The following is a 19,288-nucleotide window of genomic DNA, read 5'->3' as shown; positions in this document are numbered from 1 at the left end:
GAGGGTCACGTTGACCAAGGAGAGTCTTTCACCGAAGCGGTCATCCGAGAAGTCAAGGAAGAAACAGGCTTGACCATTTTCTCCCCCAAACTCTGCGGTATCAAGGACTGGTATGAAGATGGCCAGCGTTATGTGGTTTACCTCTATCAGGCAACCCGCTTCGAGGGGGAATTGGTTTCCTCTGATGAGGGGGAAGTTTGGTGGGAAGAGCTGGATAATTTGCCAAATCTTCAACTTTCTTTGGACATGGAGGACATGATTAAGGTCATGCTTGATGATGAGCTCAGCGAATTCTTCTACCGAAAAGAGGGAGAAGAGTGGGTTTATGATCTAAACTAAAGAGTTGGTTTCAGTTTTGAGAAAAAAGGTCTTTTCATGCTAATTGATTTGAAGGAGAAATTATGCTAGACGTACTCGCACGACTGGGTGGTCTGGTGGCAGTCATTGCTTTAGGATATGGTTTTAAGCAAAAAGGGTGGGCGACTAAGGAGGATGCGAAACTCTTCTCCCATCTCTTTATCAATGTAACCCTACCAGCTGCTCTTTTGTCATCAGCCTCAGCCTTGGACTTTCATTGGGGGCTCTTTTTACCCTTTGCCATCGGCTTTGCCAGCAACCTCATCATGGATCTTGCGGCCTATCTGCGGGTTGCTAAGTCAGATGCCTTGACCAAGGGGTCTGCCATTATGCAGCTCTCAGGTTACAGTATCGGCGGTGTCGCCCTCCCCTTTGTCCAGGCATTTTTTCCTGCCTCTTATCTGGCTCCAGTTTTGCTCTTTGATGTGGGCAATGCCTTCTTGGTACTAGGGGGCAACTACATGATTGCGACCAGTTTGGATGATAAGCAGGAGAAAGTAGGGCTGTCAGGGGTACTCAAAAACCTGTCACGAGCTGTTCCCCTACTGGTCTATGGCTTGGTTCTTGCCTTGTCCGCTTTACGGATTGAAATCCCCAATACAATCTTGCTCTTTTCCGAAACAGCGGCTAAGGCTAATGGCTTTTTAGCCATGTTTATGTTGGGCCTCTTGGTTGACATCAACGTTGATCACGCAGAAATTAAGGATTTAAGGGCCATCCTCGGACTTCGGTTTGGCTTGAGTGCCATCTTGGCAGCTGTTGCCTATTTCTTCCTGCCACTGGATCAAGTGGCTAAGCAAATGGTGGTCATCTGTCTCTTCTCGCCTGTGTCAACAGTCGCTCCAATTTATGCCTTGAAGTTGGGGGACAAATCCTCTCGCCCAGCCAATGTCAACTCCCTATCCATCATTATCAGTTTAGTGATTTTATTTCTTTTAGTGCTGGCCTTTGTGTGAGTTCTTCTGGCTAGATGTACTGCAAGGCTGAGCTAATATTTTTACCGTAAAAGAAGGGTTATCCCCCTAAATAAGGGACTGTCTAGGAGGTTAGGTTTGACTGAGGGACTATTCAATGTTGAAGCATGTAAAAGATTATTATTAGCAGATAGGCAGATAAATGAGATCTTACAGATTGTGGATGGTTTAGAGTTGCCAGATGCTTGGATTGCAGCTGGCACGGTCCGTAATGCCATCTGGAATGCCTTGTCAGGCAAGCCGACCTTTGATGACGATACGGATGTTGATGTGGTCTTTTTTGACCCGCTGATTTCTGAGCAAGAGACCAAACGGATTGAAGCGAATCTGCAAGCTACTTATCCTGAATTTGACTGGCAAGTGAAAAACCAAGTTTATATGCACCTTCATAGTCCCAATACCTTACCTTATGGCAGTAGTTGTGAGGCGATTAGGAAGTATCCTGAAAGGTGCACAGCTATTGGTATTCGATTATGGGGTGGAGAGTTGGAGCTGTTTGCCCCTTATGGCTTGGAGGATATTGCCCAATTTCGGGTGCGGCCAACTCCTCATTTTAGCGATGATACAGAACGACTGGCTCTTTATCATCGTCGTATTGCTAGGAAAAAGTGGTCAGAATAGTGGCCACAGTTAAGATTTGAATAAGGAGACACCTCATGACCTACAAGGGCTATTTGATTGATTTAGACGGAACGATTTATAAGGGAAGGGAGCGGATTCCTGCTGGGGAGGCCTTTGTGCAAGAGCTTCAGGAGCGGAAAATCCCTCACCTTTTTGTGACCAACAACACGACACGGACGCCAGAGGCGGTGCGTGACCTGTTAGCAGACCTCTGTGAACTGGATGTGCCTGTGGAGAGCATTTACACGGCTAGTCTGGCAACAGTTGATTATATGAATGAACTGGGCAAGGGCAAGACTGTCTACGTTATCGGCGAAGAGGGCCTCAAATCAGCTATCTTCGGAGCTGGCTATACTGAGGATACGGAAAATCCTGCCTATGTGGTGGTTGGTCTGGACTGGAATGTGACTTACGAGAAATTAGCGATTGCGACCCTGGCCATTCAAAAGGGGGCGGTCTTTATCGGCACCAACCCTGACCTCAATATTCCGACTGAGCGAGGGCTCCTGCCAGGGGCGGGTTCCCTGCAAGCCCTCTTGCAGGCGGCGACTCGGGTTGAGCCTACGATTATCGGCAAGCCCAAGGCCATCATCATGGACAAGGCCCTGACCCGACTGGGTGTGGCCCGAGAGGAGGCCATCGTGGTCGGCGACAACTACCTGACCGACATTCGGGCGGGTCTTGATAACGGGATTGCTAGCCTTTTGGTGACGACTGGTTTCACGCAGCCTGATGAGGTGGCTGACCTGCCTGTGGCTCCGACCCATGTGCTGGCCAGTCTGGCTGACTGGAGTTTCGACCATGACTAGGGGACGGTTTCTAGCGACGGCCCTTTGGCTGGTGGCCCTGGCTGCTGTCTTGACCTTTCTCCTAGCTTGGCTGATTTTCCCTTGGGAAATAGCCGAGCTAAACCTGGAGTTAGCTTCAGGCTTATCAGCCGAGCGGATTAAGGCTAATTTTGACCAGCTCATGGCCTATTTGCTCCTGCCCTGGGTCAATCCTCTGGAGATGGCTGATTTTCCAGTTTCTGCCAGCGGTGCCAAGCACTTTGTCGATGTGAAGCGGTTGTTCCTGCTGGCAGAAGCTGTTTGTCTGGTTCTGGCCTATCCAGCTCTGCGATTTTTCCAAAAAGAAGTGCTAACGCTCTACCGCCAGTCTCTGCTGGGCATGGCGGCCCTGCCTCTTTTGGTGGCGGGTTTGGGAGTCTTAGTGGGTTTTGAAACCTTTTTTACCCTCTTTCACACGGTCCTGTTCCCAGGCGATAGTTCCTGGCTTTTTAACCCAGCGACCGATCCGGTTATTCTGATTTTGCCCGCTGAGTTTTTCCTCCATTGCTTCCTCATCTTTTTTGTGCTCTACGAGGGGCTGTTTCTGGGGCTCTGGGCCCTGGCCCGTCGGAGCAAGTGACTTGATTAGCACCATTTTGGTGCTTTTATGTTATAATAGACTGTTGTGGCCTTGGCCACTGAGACGATAAGAGAAAGAGTGATAGCGTGATTTATTTTGACAATGCAGCCACCACCCAGCCCTATCCAGAGGCTCTGGTGACCTACCAGGAGGTGGCGACGCGGATTTTTGGTAACCCATCCAGCCTGCATGCCTTGGGCAGTCAGGCTAGTCGGGTCTTGGAGGCTTCTCGTAAGCAAATCGCAGAGCTGCTAGGCGTTTTGCCAGAGGAGATTTTCTTTACCTCTGGCGGGACGGAGAGTGACAACTGGGCCATCAAGGGCATCGCCTTTGAGAAGGCCAGTTTCGGTCGGCACCTCATCGTGTCGGCGGTGGAACACCCTGCGGTGCTGGCCTCTGCCCGCTGGCTGGAAAGTCAGGGTTTTGAGTTGTCCATCGCCCCAGTTGATGAAACTGGTCAGGTGGATGTGGCGGCTTTAGCAGGTCTCTTGCGACCAGATACCATCCTGGTTTCGGTCATGGCCCTCAATAATGAAATCGGGGTTTTCCAGCCCATCAAGGCCATTTCAGACCTCTTGGCGGCCTACCCTAGCGTGACCTTCCATGTGGATGCGGTTCAGGCTATCGGCAAGCGTGACCTGGCAGACTACCTGACTGACCGAGTGGACTTGGCCTCTTTTTCTAGTCACAAGTTCCATGGCCTGCGGGGCGTTGGCCTGCTCTACAAGAAAAAAGGCAAGCGGATTGCGCCTTTATTGACTGGCGGCGGCCAGGAGAGCGACCTCCGTTCAACCACTGAGAACCTGCCAGCCATCGCAGCCACGGCAAAAGCTCTGCGATTGACCCTGGAAAAAGACGACCAGAAGCGTGTCCGAGCCATGCGTGACCTCCTCCATGAGGAGTTGGGTAGGTTTGAGGACGTGCGGGTCTTTTCGGGGACTGGGGAGGCCTTTTCGCCCCATATCCTGACCTTTGGCATCAAGGGGGTTCGGGGTGAGGTGACGGTCCATGCCTTTGAGGAGCATGACATCTATGTGTCCACGACATCGGCCTGTTCCTCCAAGGCGGGAAGCCCAGCTGGGACCCTGATTGCCATGGGTGTGCCTGTTCGGGAGGCCCAGACCGCTGTCCGAGTTAGCCTGGATGGCCACAATGACATGGGACAGGTGGAGCAATTTTTGACCATTTTTAAGCAGATTTATCAGAAAACGACGAAGGTGAGGGGTTAGATGCGTTACCAAGAAATCATGATTCGCTTCGGGGAGTTGTCCACCAAGGGCAAGAACAAGATGCGGTTCATCAACAAACTGAGGAAAAACATTGCGGACGTTTTGTCCATTTACCCAGAGGTCAAGGTCACGGCTGACCGGGACCGGGGCCACGTTTACCTGAACGGGGCAGATTACGAGCCAGTTGCCGAGTCCCTCAAACAGATTTTCGGCATCCAGGCCTTTTCACCAGTTTATAAGGTGGAAAAATCGGTCGAAGCCCTGAAAGAGGCGGTCGTGACCGTCATGACTGGTTTGTATCAAGATGGCATGACCTTTAAGATTGCGGCCAAGCGCAGCGACCACAACTTTGAGCTGGACAGCTACCAGCTCAACCTGACCCTGGGTGACGCGGTCTTTACAGCTCTGCCATCCATCAAAGCCCAAATGAAGAATCCTGACGTGACCCTCAAGGTTGAAATCCGTGACGAGGCAGCCTACCTGTCCCACGAGGAAGTCAAGGGGGCGGGCGGTCTGCCCGTCGGCACCTCGCCTAAGGGCATGCTCATGCTGTCGGGCGGGATCGACTCGCCTGTGGCGGGTTACCTGGCCCTCAAGCGGGGCGTGGAAATCGAGGCGGTTCACTTCGCCAGCCCGCCGTACACCAGCCCAGGTGCTCTTAAAAAGGCCCATGATTTGACCCGCAAGCTGACCAAGTTCGGTGGCAACATCACCTTTATCGAGGTGCCCTTTACTGAAATTCAGGAAGAAATCAAGGACAAGGCCCCTGAGGCCTACCTCATGACCCTGACCCGTCGCTTCATGATGCGGATTACGGATCGCATCCGTGAGGTCCGTAAGGGCATGGTCATCATCAACGGCGAAAGCCTGGGTCAGGTGGCCAGTCAGACCCTGGAGAGCATGGTGGCCATTAACGCCGTGACCAACACGCCGGTGATTCGCCCTGTGGTGACCATGGATAAGCTGGAAATCATCGAGCTGGCCCAGAAGATTGACACCTTTGAGGTCTCCATCCAGCCCTTTGAGGACTGCTGTACGATTTTTGCCCCTGATCGGCCAAAAACCAATCCCAAGCTCAAAAACGCCGAGCAGTATGAGGCCCGCATGGACGTCGAGGCCCTGGTGGAACGGGCTGTGGCTGGTATCATGATCACCGAAATCACGCCAAAAGAAGAGGCGGATGAGGTTGATGATTTGTTGGCTGACCTGTTGTAGATGGCTGTTTTGGGACATGGCTGAGCGATGAGCTTGGCCTTTCTTTGCTTAAGACGACTTATCGAGGCTGGGAGTCTTATCCTGGCCTTATTTTTTGACAAGAGCAGAAGGTTAGAGAGGGCTTGCAGGTGTTGGAAAGGGCTTTCCAATTCTGATTGACAACACTCCTAATTTTTGATATGGTAGAGTTAGATTGTTATCGCTTGCTCCCTCATTTTTGGCTAGGGAGTTTGAGTTAAGAAAAGGAGAGTTGATGATGAAAAGTAGCTTGATTGCTGGGCCTAAAATTGAAGAATTGGCCTTTCTTCCAGAGCAGTTGACTTTGACGGTTAATAAGTCAGAGGTTGACCAGTTTATCGCTGAGGAATTTGCCCGTGTGGCCAAGCAGCATGGCCAGATTAGCCAGCTGGAGGCTGGTGTGGCTATTGGCGACGGGGATATTGTTGAAGCGACATTTGTCTCAGTCTTGGAGAAGTTTAACAAGACCGTACCTCTGGCCTTGGGGCGTGGCTTTTTTGACAAGGAAGTTGAAGCAGCTATGGTCGGCATGGCAGTTGGTGAGGAGAAGACCATCACGGTTCAGGAAGAAGCCGTGACCATCACCATCCTCAGTGCCAAGCGTAAACTGATTCCAGAAGTGACGGGAGCCATGTTGGCGGAAGAGTTTGGTGAGTTTTACCCAGAAGCCCAGACGGTGGCCGAGTTTGAAGAGCATTTTTTCCAAGACCGTTTGGAAGACTACAAGTATGACCAGTATTTCAATGGCGCGGCCGGCTACATCAGTGATCTGTTGCTCAAGTCTATCGAGGTGGCCAGCGACGAGGCTGAGTACCAGGCCTTCAAGGAGGAAATTTGGGAATCTTTGAAACTGGAGGCCAAGGAGATGGAGAGCGAGTTTGAGCCTTACCTCCACACGGTCTTTACCCACGATGACCAACCTGTTGAGGACATTTACCAGGTGGTGGAAGAGACCATCAAACGGGATTTTGTCTTCTATGTCTATGCCTACCATACCCTAAAAGATGAGGTCACGCCACCAACGGAAGCTGACTATGAGGCGGAATTAGCAGGCTGGGCAGCGGAAGGGGACAAGACGGTGGAGGAGCTCAAGGCCATGATGCCTTATTCTGGTGCCATCAAGCGGGCCTACATCGAGGAAGCCCAGAATCGTATTTTGAACAAGTTCTACACGGAACTGGATTTGGAAGTGGTCTGATGAGTGGAGATGCCGATGAGCCAACGCGAACCATCTAGTGGAAAAAAGCAGGTTTGGTCCCGCTTTATCCGTTTTTTACAGTCCTCACACTTGCCTTGGCCCTTGATTGTCCTGTCTGTTGTTGTTAGCCTTGTGTCAACACGGGTTGGAGCCATTTTCCCAGACTACCAGCAGAAGCTGACCTCTGGGGATATTTCGACCAAGACCGTTGTGACAGCCATTGTGATTTTGCTGGCGTCAGCCCTGTCGGTGGTTGCCAGCACCTACATCAACGGCTACACGACGGCGGTCATTAACCGCAATGTCCTCAATACCGTTTGGGGTAAGGTGTTGCGGTTGCCAATGTCGGTCTATCAAAAAACCAGTCCCAGAGAAATGATTTCCCGGATTACAGTGGATACAGGGACGGCTGGTGACCTCTTTGTCACCGTTTTGACCAACCTCCTGTCGGGGCTTTATGGGCTTTTTCTGGCCTTTTCCTACATTTTTTCCTATAACAAGACCCTTGTTTGGATTCAGTTGGGCTTGATTCCCCTTGCCCTGCTCATCAAGTACATCCAAGGGCGGGTGGTCTTTAGCTACACCTACAAGCAACAGACACGCTTGTCCGCTTTGACCGCCTACCTGTCACAAATCTTGGTCAACATCCCTCTGGTCAAGGTGTTTTTGAAAGAAAACTTTGAGAAGGAACGGGGCGAGGCGGTGATCAAGCAGTACAATCGTGCCCGCTTTAAGCTCAAGGCGACCGAAATTGTTTTTAACACCTTGGATGAAACCATGGGGGTGCTCAATACCCTCTTGTCAGTCATTGTCGGTGCTAGTCTGATTAGGGCTGGTGAGATGACGGTGGCGGTTTGGATTTCTTACTTTCTCTACACCCAGACCATCTCGTCCAATCTGGGCTTGCTGACCAATATCTGGCCCTTGATTAAGGGGGTTCAGGGCTCGGTTGAACGGGTGGTGGATTTTATGGAGGAAGAAGCGGAAGTTTACGAGGGACTGCCCCTTGTGGCTGAGCCCCAGGATTTGGTCTTTTCAGACGTGACCTTTTCTTACCAAGACCGTCCGATTTTGTCAGGGCTGAACCTGACCATCCCTAAGGGGAAATTGACCGCTATCGTGGGGGCTTCTGGTGCAGGGAAATCGACCTTGCTGGCCTTGATTGAACGGTTTTTCCCTGTCGATAGCGGAGCGATTTCCTACGGTAATCAGCCCATCGGGGCTTATGACTTGCAGGAATGGCGGAGCAAAATCGCCTATGTGACCCAGGAACTCAGTCTTTTTTCTGGGAGCATTCGAGACAACATCACCTATGGTCTCCAGCGGGAGGTTGGTCAGGAGGAGCTGGTTTTAGCGGCCAAGCAAGCTGCCATCCATGAGGCGATTACCGCTCTGCCTGAGGGCTACGATACGGTCCTGGCTGAAAATGGTGAGGGCTTGTCAGGTGGCGAACGGCAACGCTTGATTTTAGCTCGGCTATTTCTCAAACAACCCGAAATCCTGCTCTTGGATGAGGCGACCTCCAATCTGGATGCTGATAGCGAGCAAGAGGTTCTGACCTCCTTGCAGACCCTGGCTCAGGGGCGGACGGTGGTGGCTGTGGCTCATCGCCTGAGAACCATCGAGGCGGCCGATCAGATTGTCGTTCTGGACAAGGGGCGGGTGGTTGCTGTTGGCAGTCACGACCAGCTCAAGGCGTCTTGTGTCCTCTATCAGGATCTGCTCCAAGCGGATCTTAGCATGTAAGGGGGGAGAGATATGTCAAAACAAACTAAAACGTCCTGGAAGCCCTTGCTTCATCTCTTGAAAAAATCTAAACTCCCTTGGTTGCTCTATGCCTTCCAAGGGGTGATTATCTATTTTTCCACCAACCTAGCGGTTTATTCGGTGGATATTATGGGAGACATCACAGCTGGTGCCATCGAAAAACCGGGGTTGATTAAGGATTTTATCTCTGCCAATGTCCTGGCGACCTTGGCGGCTTTGGTTCCTATTTTTGTAGCCTATGTCCTGGTCCTCTTTGACCAGCGGATACAGATTGCGACCTGGAAGTCCTTTATCGACCTGCCGATTCGTCTTTATGAAAAACTGGTGCCGTCAACCTTGATCAGTCGGGTGACCCAGGATTCCATTCTTCTGGGCACTATTGTCGATGATTTTCTGACCTTGCTCAGCGTCATCTTTTTCGCGGGTTTGAGCTTGTTCACCATGTTTTCTTACTCCGCCAGCCTGACTTTGCTGATTTTACCCATTGTTGTGATTTACGCCCTCTTCTTCATTTTCGGGAGCAATTGGGTCTATACCATTCATTATTACCTGCAGGACAGCATTTCGGAGCTGACAGGCTATTTCTCAGAGCGTCTGGCCAATATGAAGCTGATTAAGGTCAGCGGAACAGAGGCCAGTGAGTTTGAACGAGGCAAGGCCATCAACCAAGAAAAATTCAAGGTGGACCTCAGCAAGGTTCGCTACGAGGTGTTCCTGAGCAGTTTCCAGCAGTTTGTCGATGTGCTCTTGACGGGTCTGGTTCTGATTCGTGGGAATATTCTGGTTCAGCAAGGCCAGATGACCTTGGACGACCTGATTTCTTTCTACATGTTCAGTGCCATGATGCCCCACAATTTCCAGATGATTTTCCAGACCCTCCTGCAAATGCAGGGCATCAAGGGGTCAACCAGTGCGGTGGCTGAGATTGCTGATTTGGAAAAAGAAGTTATTCAGCGAGACCAGGGCCTGGTCAGGGGCAGTCAGCTGACCTTTCAGCAGGTTCATTTTGCCTACAAGGAGGGTGGTGATGCGGTTCTGAATGGTATCGATGTGACCATTCCCTTGGGCCAGTCAACTGCCATCATCGGACCGTCAGGCTGTGGCAAGACCACCCTGCTCAAGCTCTTAGAACGCTTCTATGAACCCACTCAAGGGGAAATTCTTTTGGACGGGATCAATATCAATGACATTCACCTAGACGAGTGGCGACAAGCCTTTGGCTATGTGATTCAGAACAGCCCGCTTCTATCGGGAACCATCCGTGACAACCTGCTCTACGGTGCTAGGTCGGATGTCTCTCAAGCTGATCTTGACCAGGTGGTTAAACTGGCCAAGTTGGATGAATTTTTGCCTAGCTTGGAAGCGGGATTGGATACCGATATGGGAGATATGGGGCTCAAGTTGTCAGGTGGCCAACGCCAGCGGGTAGCCATAGCCCGTGCCCTGATGAGCCAGCCAGAGATTCTCTTGCTGGATGAGGCGACTGCCAATTTGGATGCGGTCAATGAACAGGAAATCACCAGCAACCTCATGGAGGCGATGGCAGACAAGACCATGATCATCGTGGCTCATAACCTCAAGACCATCTTGAAGGCAGATCAGATTATCCTAATGGAAGACGGCCAAGTTGTCGCCCAAGGAACCCACCAAGAGCTCTATCAATGCTCACCACTCTACCGACGCTTTATCCACTTGCAAGAGGATATGGCCTTGGACCATGACTAAGGAAAACAATAAAAAGAGAAACAGAGGAACAGAAAATGATTAAAGAAATTAAAGCCAGTGAATTCGCCCAAGCAACCAAAGAAGGCTTTTCGATTGTGGATGTGTATGGCATCAACTGTGGCCCATGTGTGGCCTTGGGCAAGAGCCTGGAGGAAATTGACTTTGACTTCCCGTTTGTGAATATCTACAAGCTCAATTCCAGCGATCCAGACAATGCAGAATTCTGCCAAGAACACGGTATCTTGGGTGTGCCAACCATTTTCTTCATGCTTAACGGAGAGATTGTCAAGCGGGATATGGGGGCCCTGAGCAGCAAGCAACTGATGGACATTGCCGGCCAGTACCTCTACTAAGGAGAGACTAATCTGACCAATCGCTAAACGGTAGATGACCTTGTGGTGCCATCGTTTAGCGGTTTTTCTTATCGTGTTTTAGGTTGTCAGTTGGGTTTTGTTTACTCGGACTGTTTGACCGACGGTTGGTGCTAATCCTTATTATCTGAACCGATAGCCATTAAACACTAGACAAGGAGAAAGATGACAAGCATGGATAACTTTGTTCTGGTGGACAGCCGTCCACTTGACCTAGCAGACGGGACCTTGCACCGGTTTCGCCACAAGACCTCAGGGGCAAGCGTCCTTTACTTGGAAACGGCTGCGGTTGAAAAGACCTTTACCATCCAGTTTCGGACCCTGCCAGAATCCCACAATGGGGTCTGCCACATCATCGAGCATTCGGTGTTTTGTGGCAGCCGCAAGTACAATGTCAAGGACCCCTTTGCGGAGCTGGCCAAGTCCTCGCTCAACACCTACCTCAACGCCATCACCTACCCTGACCGAACGGTCTATCCTTTTGCCACGACCAATGACCAAGATTTTTTCAACCTGTTGGACATCTATCTGGATGCGGTTTTTCATCCTAATTTTCTAAATGACCCACGGATTTTGGCCCAGGAAGGCTGGCATTACGAGGTTGACGAGGCGGGGAACCTGACGGTCAACGGCATTGTTTACAACGAGATGAAGGGCATGTTGGCCTCACCTGACAATGCCCTGAGTATTGAGTTATTGACCCATTTGTTTGACAATAGCTACCGCTGGCATGCGGCCGGCAATCCCAAGGATATTCCCAGCCTGACCCAGGAGGAGATGGTGGCCTTCTACAAGCGGCATTATCACCCTTCCCAGGCCGTTATGGCTGTCTATGGTGACCTTGACATCGCTGCTGTCTTGGAACGGATTGATGCCTATCTGGATAGTGAGCAAGCTGTTCCTCCTCTTTTGGAAGAGGAGGTTGCGACCAGCTTTGCCGCTCCGCTATTGCTCCGAAAAACCTACCCAAGTGCCTCGCCTGACTATGCCCCGTCCTTGACGGGAATCGGGATTGCCCAGGGGCGTTTGGACCAGCTGGAGGATAATTTCGGCCTTCGGCTTTTGGCCTCCATTTTATTTAGCATGGAAAGTTCGCCCATCAAGCAGGCACTGGTGGCCAAGGGGCTGGTCAGCGATGTTTATGCGAGCTTTGATGACACCCTGCTCCAGCCCTACACGACCGTGACCTTTTTGGACAGTTACGGGGAGGATTTGGAGGCGGTGCGTGAGTTGGTTGAGGCAGAGTTGAAAGATCTGGTGGTCCAGGGGCTGGACCAGAATCTGGTGACCTCAGTCATTAACCAGTGGCAGTTTTTCTTGCTGGAAGGTTTTGACAATCAGGGCCTGCCCAAGGGTATCCTGCTGAGTTTGGACGCCCTGGCTCATGTAGATAGGGGCCTGTCGCCAGCTGAAAAATTGGACTATGCTGGTCTCTTGGCCAAGGTGGTGGAAAAGAGCCAGCAGGGCTATTTTGAGGATTTGATTCAGACCTACTATCTGGACAATCCCCATTGGCTCTACCTGTCCTTGGAGCCCAGCTTGGACCAGTATCAGGCAGAAGCAGCAGAGGCTCAGGCTGATTTGGCAGCCTACCAAGACAGCTTGACCCAGCAGGAATTGGCCCAGCTGGAAGCTGATTTGCTGGACCTCAAAACCATGCAGGAAACCCCGAACTCAGCCAGCAGTTTGGCCAGCCTTCCCAAGCTGGCGGTGGCAGATTTGGCTCCGAGCTTGGAAACCACTTCCTACGAGCGGGTGCCCCATGCCTTGGTAGCCTACGCAGTCCAGTCCGACAAAGTAGCCAAGCGACCGATTCAGCAGGTCTCTCTGGTCTTTGACCAGAGAGACCTGACAGTGGCTGACCTGCCTTATCTGGCCCTCATGAGTGGCCTCCTTGGCTATCTGGGAACGGCGACGAGGGACGCCTTTACCCTCAGCAATGACCTGGCGGAGAAAACAGGCACCACCTATTTCTGGACCAGGGTCTTTGAAAAGAATGGCGAGCCCTATGTGGCCATTCAGTTTTTCAGCAAGTACCTGCATCAGCAGGAAGAAGCGGTGCTTGACCTCTTGAAAGACATGGCCTATGGGACCATTTGGGACGATGAGGAGCGGCTTTACCAGTTTCTGACCAACCTGCTCCAGCAGTTTGACTACGATGTCTTAGACAAGGGCAATGAGTTGGCCTTTCAGCGGCTGCGGTCTTACCTGAACGCCAGGGGCTTGCTAGAATCCCACCTGTCTGGCCTGGATTTCTATTGGTTCTTACGGGATTTGGTAGCGTCTTTTGAGGGTAAAAAAGCCGAGCTGATTAGCCATTTGCAGGCCCTAGCTGAGCAGGCCTTTGCTAGAGAAGCTGTCACGGTGGTCTATCAGGGGAATGGCATCCAGCCCTTCTTGGACAAGTTAGCCCAGACCCTGAGGCCAAGGACTGGTCAAGTGATTCAGAGGGACCTGCTGGCAGACCTTGTCCTGACCAACAAGCAAGAAGCCCTGGTCATTGATGGCGAGGTCAACGCTCTAGCTCTGGGCTATGACTTCAAGGCCTTGGGTGGCCACTATTGTGGTGCCATGGAAGTGGCTCGTAAAATCCTCAACGCCGAGTACCTCTGGGACAAGATTCGGGTGCTGGGTGGTGCCTATGGGGCTGAGTTGGCTGTTACGGCTGACGGCAGCCTGATTGCGACCAGTTTTAGGGACCCTAACCTGACCACTACTCTGGCGGCCATGGCTGGCATGGGCAACTACCTCCGCCAGCTCAAAGACCATTACCCAAGTTTGGATGGCTTTATCGTGGGGACTGTTGGCGACTTGTCTCGCCCTATTTCAGAAACCGATAAGATTCACCATGTGGTCAGTGCCATTTTTGAGGGCTACACGGATGAGCTTCGTCAGCGGATTTATGATCAGGTCTTGGCCTGCAGCTTTGAAGACTTGGACCAAGTGGCTGACCTGCTGGACAAGGCCATGACCATGGGCTACCAGACCGCCTTTGTCTCAGCTGACAAGATAGACCAAGCCCGACAAGCCTTCAACCTGGTTCATCTGGGGCAAATGGGCGACTAGAGAAAGCTCCTAAACCAGCGGTTCTGACTGACCGTTGGTTTTTCGATAATTTTTGAGGACTGGGACTGCCCAAGTGAAGCATTTTATGGTAGAATAAGAAGGAGTGGGCTTGGCCCCAAACCAATAGAACGGAGCCGTGACGTGGCACAGTTATACTACAAGTACGGGACCATGAACTCGGGCAAGACCATCGAGATTCTCAAAGTGGCCCACAACTACGAGGAGCAGGGCAAGCCTGTGGTTATCATGACCTCGGCCTTGGACAATCGAGACGAGATTGGGGTGGTGTCTAGCCGAATCGGTATGCGACGCGAAGCCATTCCCATTACAGACGATATGGATATTTTTGGCTACATCGCAGAGCGGGAGGACAAACCCTACTGTGTTTTGATTGATGAGTGTCAGTTTTTGACCAAGTGTAATGTCTATGACCTGGCCAGGGTGGTTGATGAACTGGATGTGCCAGTCATGGCCTTTGGCCTCAAAAATGACTTCCGAAATGAGCTCTTTGAAGGGTCTCAGTACCTCTTGCTCTTGGCAGATAAGATTGAGGAAATCAAGACCATCTGCCAGTACTGCTCGAAAAAGGCCACCATGGTTTTGAGAACCCGGAACGGCCAACCAGTTTACGAGGGCGAGCAAATCCAAATCGGTGGTAACGAGACTTACATCCCAGTCTGCCGCAGGCACTATAAGGAGCCATTGATTTAGAGTGGTTTTTGTTTTTGAATTAGAACAACCACACAAAAACTGCTGACAGGTGAACAAGCTTTGCTAAAAGAGTTTGCAGACCCAAATGCTAAGGCTGAACTTGCTTGACGACCAGTCAACAGTCACAGTACCAACAATCTAACCAAGAAAAGAGAATGAGAAGGGAACCAGCTGACCTGCTGGGCTATTTCCCAACAGAAAAGGAGAAATCATGAACATCTACGACCAATTACAGGCGGTGGAAGACCGCTACGAGGAGCTGGGCGAGCTTTTGAGCGATCCAGAGGTGGTGAGTGACACCAAACGCTTTATGGAACTGTCCAAGGAGGAGGCAGGCACCCGTGAAATGGTTGCCGTTTACCGCGAGTACAAGGCGGTTATCCAGAACATCGCTGACGCTGAGGAGATGATTAAGGACGCTGGTGGGGATAGTGACCTGGAAGAGATGGCCAAGGAAGAACTCAAGGCCTCCAAGGCAGCCAAGGAAGAGCTGGAAGACCGCCTGAAAATCTTGCTCCTGCCAAAAGACCCTAACGACGACAAGAACATCATCTTGGAAATCCGTGGGGCTGCTGGTGGTGATGAGGCGGCCCTCTTTGCGGGTGACCTCCTGGCCATGTACCAGAAATTTTCAGAAAGCCAGGGCTGGCGTTTTGAAATCATGGAGACCTCTTACAACGGTGTCGGTGGCATCAAGGAAGTGGTGGCCATGGTGTCTGGCCAGTCGGTTTACTCCAAACTCAAGTACGAGAGCGGTGCCCACCGGGTGCAACGGGTTCCTGTGACCGAGAGCCAGGGCCGTGTCCACACTTCAACAGCTACCGTCCTCATCATGCCTGAAATCGAAGACGTGGAATACGACATCGATCCTAAAGACCTTCGTGTGGACATCTACCACGCTTCTGGTGCGGGTGGTCAGAACGTCAACAAGGTGGCAACGGCCGTCCGTATTGTCCACTTGCCGACCAACATCAAGGTTGAAATGCAGGAAGAACGGACTCAGCAGAAGAACCGTGAAAAGGCCATGAAGATTATTCGTGCCCGTGTGGCTGACCACTTTGCCCAGATTGCCCAGGACGAGCAGGACGCTGAGCGGAAATCAACCATCGGTACGGGTGACCGTTCCGAGCGGATTCGGACCTATAACTTCCCGCAAAACCGTGTCACCGACCACCGCATCGGCCTGACCCTGCAAAAGTTGGACACCATCCTGGCTGGTAAGATGGATGAGGTGGTTGACGCCCTGGTCCTCTATGACCAGACCCAAAAACTCGAGAAGTTGGCCAACTAATGCGTTTAGGTGAACAACTTGTTGCCCTCGAAAACCAGTTGGAAGCAGTAGGAGAGGAGCGGGCAGCCCTCTCCTATGTGTTTAAGGAGCTCAAGGGCTGGACCACGACGGACCTGATTTTGCACCTGCGAGAGGCCCTGACGCCAGCTGACCAGGCCCTTCTCCAGCAGATTGCCGACCAGCTCATGGCCCATGTTCCTGCCCAGTACATCACGGGGCGGGCCCATTTCCGTGACCTGACCCTTTCGGTTGACTCCCGTGTCCTCATTCCTCGTCCCGAGACTGAGGAGCTGGTAGAGCTGATGCTTTTGGAAAATAGCCGAGCGGACTTGCGGGTTTTAGACATTGGAACAGGCAGCGGTGCTATTGCCCTATCTCTAGCCCAGAGCCAGCCCAGCTGGGCGGTGACGGCCAGTGACCTGTCTGCCGATGCTTTGGCCGTTGCAAGAGCTAATGCTGACAAGCATGGGGTGACAGTTTCCCTCATCCAGTCGGATGTCTTTGACCAGCTTGATGGGGTCTTTGATGTGATTGTCTCCAACCCACCCTACATCGCTTACGCTGATGAAGACGAAGTTGGTAGCAATGTTCTCCGTCACGAACCCCATACCGCTCTATTTGCGGAGGAAGAGGGCCTGGCCATCTACCGTAAAATCGCTGACGGTGCGCCAGCTCATTTGACCAAAGACGGGAAAATCTACTTGGAAATCGGCTACAAGCAAGGGGCCAGCGTGTCGGCCCTCATGCAGGCAGCTTTTCCCGACAAGCGGGTTCGGGTTTTGCAAGACGCCTTTGATAAGGACAGAATGGTGGTGGTGGACAATGGCTGATTTGGGCCAGATTTTAGCCAGCGGTGGGGCGGTTGTCCTGCCGACCGAGACCGTTTACGGGCTTTTCGCCCAGGCCTTGGATGAGGCGGCGGTCAATCGGGTTTACGCCCTCAAAAACCGCCCTCGTGACAAGGCACTCAATCTAAATGTATCAAATCTCGAACAAATAAAAAAATTCAGCCAAAATCCACCACTTTTTCTAGAAAAAGTGTATAATAGATTTATGCCTGGACCCTTGACCATCATCCTAAAAGCGAACGATAAGGTGCCTTTTTGGATTAATTCAGGCCTAGACACGGTTGGTTTTCGGTTACCAGCCCATCCTGTGACGGCTGAGCTCATTGCCCAGCATGGTCCCCTGATTGGCCCCTCGGCCAATTTATCGGGCCAAGAGAGCGGGGTGGCTTTTACCGACATCATGGCTGCCTTTGGCGGTCAGGTGGCGGGTTACGCCGACGATGAGGCCTTGACTGGCCGAGATTCAACTATCCTGGACTTGTCTGGGGAGACCGCTCGGATTTTACGCCAGGGTGCCATCACCCAGGCCGATCTTGAGGCTGCGGTGCCAGAGCTAGTATTTGAGACCTAGATTGCCCTTTTTTGAGAAGGAGAAGTTGTTATGGGAAAACCACATGACGATCGGTCGATTGGTCGTCTGATAAGTTTGATTTTGCGGCACGATCCCCAGCTGATTGATTGTCAGCTGGATGATGAGGGCTACTTGCCTGTGCCAGCTTTACTGGCTGGTGTCAGTCGAAAGCTTGGTTTTTCTCTAACCCGTGACCGTTTGGACCATATTGTGGCGACTAATAATAAGAAACGCTACGAGTACAGCCCTGACGGCACCAAGATTCGAGCCAGACAGGGGCATTCGATTGCCGTTGATGTGGGGCTTTCTCAGCTTGAACCGCCAGAAGTCCTTTACCATGGGACGGCAGAGCATCAGCTGGAATCTATTTTAGCTCAGGGCATTGTGAAGATGAGCCGTCAACATGTCCACTTGTCGGCTGATGTTGCGACTGCTCAAGCAGTTGGTCGGCGGCATGGCAAGCCCTGTGTCTTGGAAATTGCTGCTGGTCAGCTTCATGCAGACGGTCAGGTTTTTTATCGTTCAGCCAACGGGGTTTGGTTGACTGATAACATTGATAAACGTTACATTAAAAAATATTTTTAAGGAGAAATCGCCATGATTTTTGACAAAGAGAACTTTGAAGCCTTCGACGCTGACCTTTGGGCAGCGGTTCATGCTGAGGAAGAGCGTCAGCAGAATAACATTGAGTTGATTGCTTCTGAGAACGTCGTTTCTAAGGCTGTGATGGTTGCCCAGGGCACCCTTTTGACCAATAAATACGCCGAAGGCTATCCAGGCAAACGCTACTACGGTGGTACCGACTGCGTGGACGTGGTGGAGAATCTGGCCATCGAGCGTGCCAAGGAGATTTTTGGAGCTAAGTTTGCCAACGTGCAGCCGCACTCAGGTAGCCAGGCCAATGCGGCGGCTTACATGGCGTTGATCCAGTCAGGCGATACGGTCATGGGGATGGACCTGTCAGCTGGTGGTCACTTGACCCACGGGGCGACCGTGAGCTTCTCTGGTAAGCAGTACAACTTTGTACACTACACCGTTGACCCAGAAACCCACCTCTTGGATTACGATGCCATCCTTGAAAAGGCCAAAGAAGTGCAACCAAAACTGATTGTGGCGGGAGCTTCAGCCTACTCTCGCATCATTGATTTCGCTAAGTTCCGTGAAATCGCTGACGCTGTTGGGGCTTACTTGGTTGTGGACATGGCCCACATTGCTGGTCTGGTTGCCTCAGGTCACCACCCAAGCCCAGTGCCGCATGCCCACATCACCACAACAACCACCCACAAGACCCTTCGTGGCCCACGTGGTGGCTTGATTTTGACCAATGATGAAGACATCGCTAAGAAAATCAACTCAGCCATCTTCCCAGGTCTGCAAGGTGGTCCGCTCATGCACGTCATTGCTGCCAAGGCAGTTGCCTTCAAGGAAGTTCTGGACCCAGCCTTCAAAGAATACGGTGAGAACATCATCAAGAACACCCAGGCCATGGCCAATGTCTTCCTCAAGCATGACAAGTTCAAGGTCATCTCTGGCGGTACCGACAACCACCTCTTCTTGGTGGACGTGACTGGCGTTGTTGAAAGCGGTAAGGTTGCCCAGCACCTCCTTGACGAGGTTAACATCACCCTCAACAAGAACTCCATTCCCTTTGAAACCCTGTCGCCCTTCCAAACTTCAGGTATCCGTATTGGCTCACCAGCCATCACCAGCCGTGGTTTGGGTGAAGCAGAAGCGACCAAGATTGCTGAACTCATCATCAAGACCCTGGAAAACGCTGACAAGCCAGAAGTGCTGGACGAGGTTCGTGCCGAAGTCCGTGCCATCACCGACGCTTTCCCACTTTATAGCTAAGATTTTGATAAATAGCAGAGCAGCCCAACTAGGGCTGTTTTTGCTTTTCGTTTAGACAACCTAAAAAC

The 19,288-nt window shown here is 51.7% G+C and carries 17 protein-coding genes and 1 pseudogene; all 18 read left to right on the top strand.

From position 1 onward, the window contains the following. Positions 1 to 3 precede the first annotated feature (3 nt). Positions 4 to 339 (top strand): annotated as a pseudogene (locus tag AC3ARB_RS05975) (NUDIX domain-containing protein); the annotation flags it as partial. Positions 340 to 401: 62 nt separating this feature from the next. Next, on the top strand, positions 402 to 1,313 hold the full coding sequence (locus AC3ARB_RS05970) for an AEC family transporter (protein ID WP_488319686.1): 912 nt from the start codon (positions 402 to 404) through the stop codon (positions 1,311 to 1,313). 96 nt (positions 1,314 to 1,409) lie between these two features. After that, positions 1,410 to 1,952: a nucleotidyltransferase family protein gene (locus AC3ARB_RS05965; protein WP_488319685.1), complete on the top strand. Its 543-nt coding sequence runs from the start codon at positions 1,410 to 1,412 to the stop codon at positions 1,950 to 1,952. A 35-nt stretch (positions 1,953 to 1,987) separates the two neighbouring features. Next, the gene (locus AC3ARB_RS05960; protein ID WP_488319684.1) at positions 1,988 to 2,761 is read left to right on the top strand and encodes a TIGR01457 family HAD-type hydrolase; all 774 of its coding nucleotides are present in this window, start codon (positions 1,988 to 1,990) and stop codon (positions 2,759 to 2,761) included. Beyond that, the gene (locus AC3ARB_RS05955) at positions 2,754 to 3,359 is read left to right on the top strand and encodes a TIGR01906 family membrane protein (RefSeq protein ID WP_488319683.1); all 606 of its coding nucleotides are present in this window, start codon (positions 2,754 to 2,756) and stop codon (positions 3,357 to 3,359) included. The genes AC3ARB_RS05960 and AC3ARB_RS05955 overlap by 8 nt, the downstream gene beginning before the upstream one ends. Before the next feature lie 86 nt (positions 3,360 to 3,445). Then, positions 3,446 to 4,588, top strand: coding sequence for a cysteine desulfurase family protein (locus AC3ARB_RS05950; RefSeq protein ID WP_488319682.1), 1,143 nt, complete (start codon positions 3,446 to 3,448; stop codon positions 4,586 to 4,588). After that, positions 4,589 to 5,803, top strand: coding sequence for a tRNA uracil 4-sulfurtransferase ThiI (gene thiI, locus AC3ARB_RS05945; protein ID WP_488319681.1), 1,215 nt, complete (start codon positions 4,589 to 4,591; stop codon positions 5,801 to 5,803). Positions 5,804 to 6,056: 253 nt separating this feature from the next. Further along, positions 6,057 to 7,019, top strand: coding sequence for a trigger factor (locus AC3ARB_RS05940; protein WP_488319680.1), 963 nt, complete (start codon positions 6,057 to 6,059; stop codon positions 7,017 to 7,019). 15 nt (positions 7,020 to 7,034) lie between these two features. Next, entirely contained in the window at positions 7,035 to 8,765 is a 1,731-nt protein-coding gene (locus tag AC3ARB_RS05935; protein WP_488319679.1) for an ABC transporter ATP-binding protein, read from the top strand. Between the two features lie 12 nt (positions 8,766 to 8,777). Then, entirely contained in the window at positions 8,778 to 10,511 is a 1,734-nt protein-coding gene (locus AC3ARB_RS05930) for an ABC transporter ATP-binding protein (RefSeq protein ID WP_488319678.1), read from the top strand. Between the two features lie 35 nt (positions 10,512 to 10,546). Then, a complete protein-coding gene (locus AC3ARB_RS05925) occupies positions 10,547 to 10,864 on the top strand; it encodes a thioredoxin family protein (protein WP_488319677.1) in 318 nt (105 codons plus the stop codon). 183 nt (positions 10,865 to 11,047) lie between these two features. Beyond that, positions 11,048 to 13,948, top strand: a complete 2,901-nt coding sequence (locus tag AC3ARB_RS05920) for an insulinase family protein (protein WP_488319676.1) — start codon at positions 11,048 to 11,050, stop codon at positions 13,946 to 13,948. Positions 13,949 to 14,089: 141 nt separating this feature from the next. Next, entirely contained in the window at positions 14,090 to 14,659 is a 570-nt protein-coding gene (locus AC3ARB_RS05915; protein WP_488319675.1) for a thymidine kinase, read from the top strand. Between the two features lie 211 nt (positions 14,660 to 14,870). Continuing rightward, positions 14,871 to 15,950: a peptide chain release factor 1 gene (gene prfA / locus AC3ARB_RS05910; RefSeq protein ID WP_488319674.1), complete on the top strand. Its 1,080-nt coding sequence runs from the start codon at positions 14,871 to 14,873 to the stop codon at positions 15,948 to 15,950. After that, a complete protein-coding gene (prmC, locus tag AC3ARB_RS05905) occupies positions 15,950 to 16,780 on the top strand; it encodes a peptide chain release factor N(5)-glutamine methyltransferase (RefSeq protein WP_488319673.1) in 831 nt (276 codons plus the stop codon). The genes prfA and prmC overlap by 1 nt, the downstream gene beginning before the upstream one ends. Then, entirely contained in the window at positions 16,773 to 17,369 is a 597-nt protein-coding gene (locus AC3ARB_RS05900; RefSeq protein ID WP_488319672.1) for an L-threonylcarbamoyladenylate synthase, read from the top strand. Before prmC ends, AC3ARB_RS05900 begins: the two co-directional genes overlap by 8 nt. Before the next feature lie 30 nt (positions 17,370 to 17,399). Further along, complete coding sequence (locus AC3ARB_RS05895) at positions 17,400 to 17,954, top strand: RNA 2'-phosphotransferase (RefSeq protein WP_488319671.1); 555 nt, start codon at positions 17,400 to 17,402, stop codon at positions 17,952 to 17,954. Positions 17,955 to 17,966: 12 nt separating this feature from the next. Then, positions 17,967 to 19,220 carry a serine hydroxymethyltransferase gene (gene glyA, locus AC3ARB_RS05890; protein ID WP_488319670.1) on the top strand — a complete coding sequence of 418 codons (1,254 nt, stop codon included), beginning with the start codon at positions 17,967 to 17,969 and terminating at the stop codon, positions 19,218 to 19,220. The last annotated feature ends 68 nt before the right edge of the window (positions 19,221 to 19,288 follow it).

This window comes from Streptococcus sp. ZY171113, from assembly GCF_057748235.1.
The sequence above is the reverse complement of the archived record's forward strand: the minus strand, read 5'-3'. Positions and strand labels throughout refer to the sequence as shown.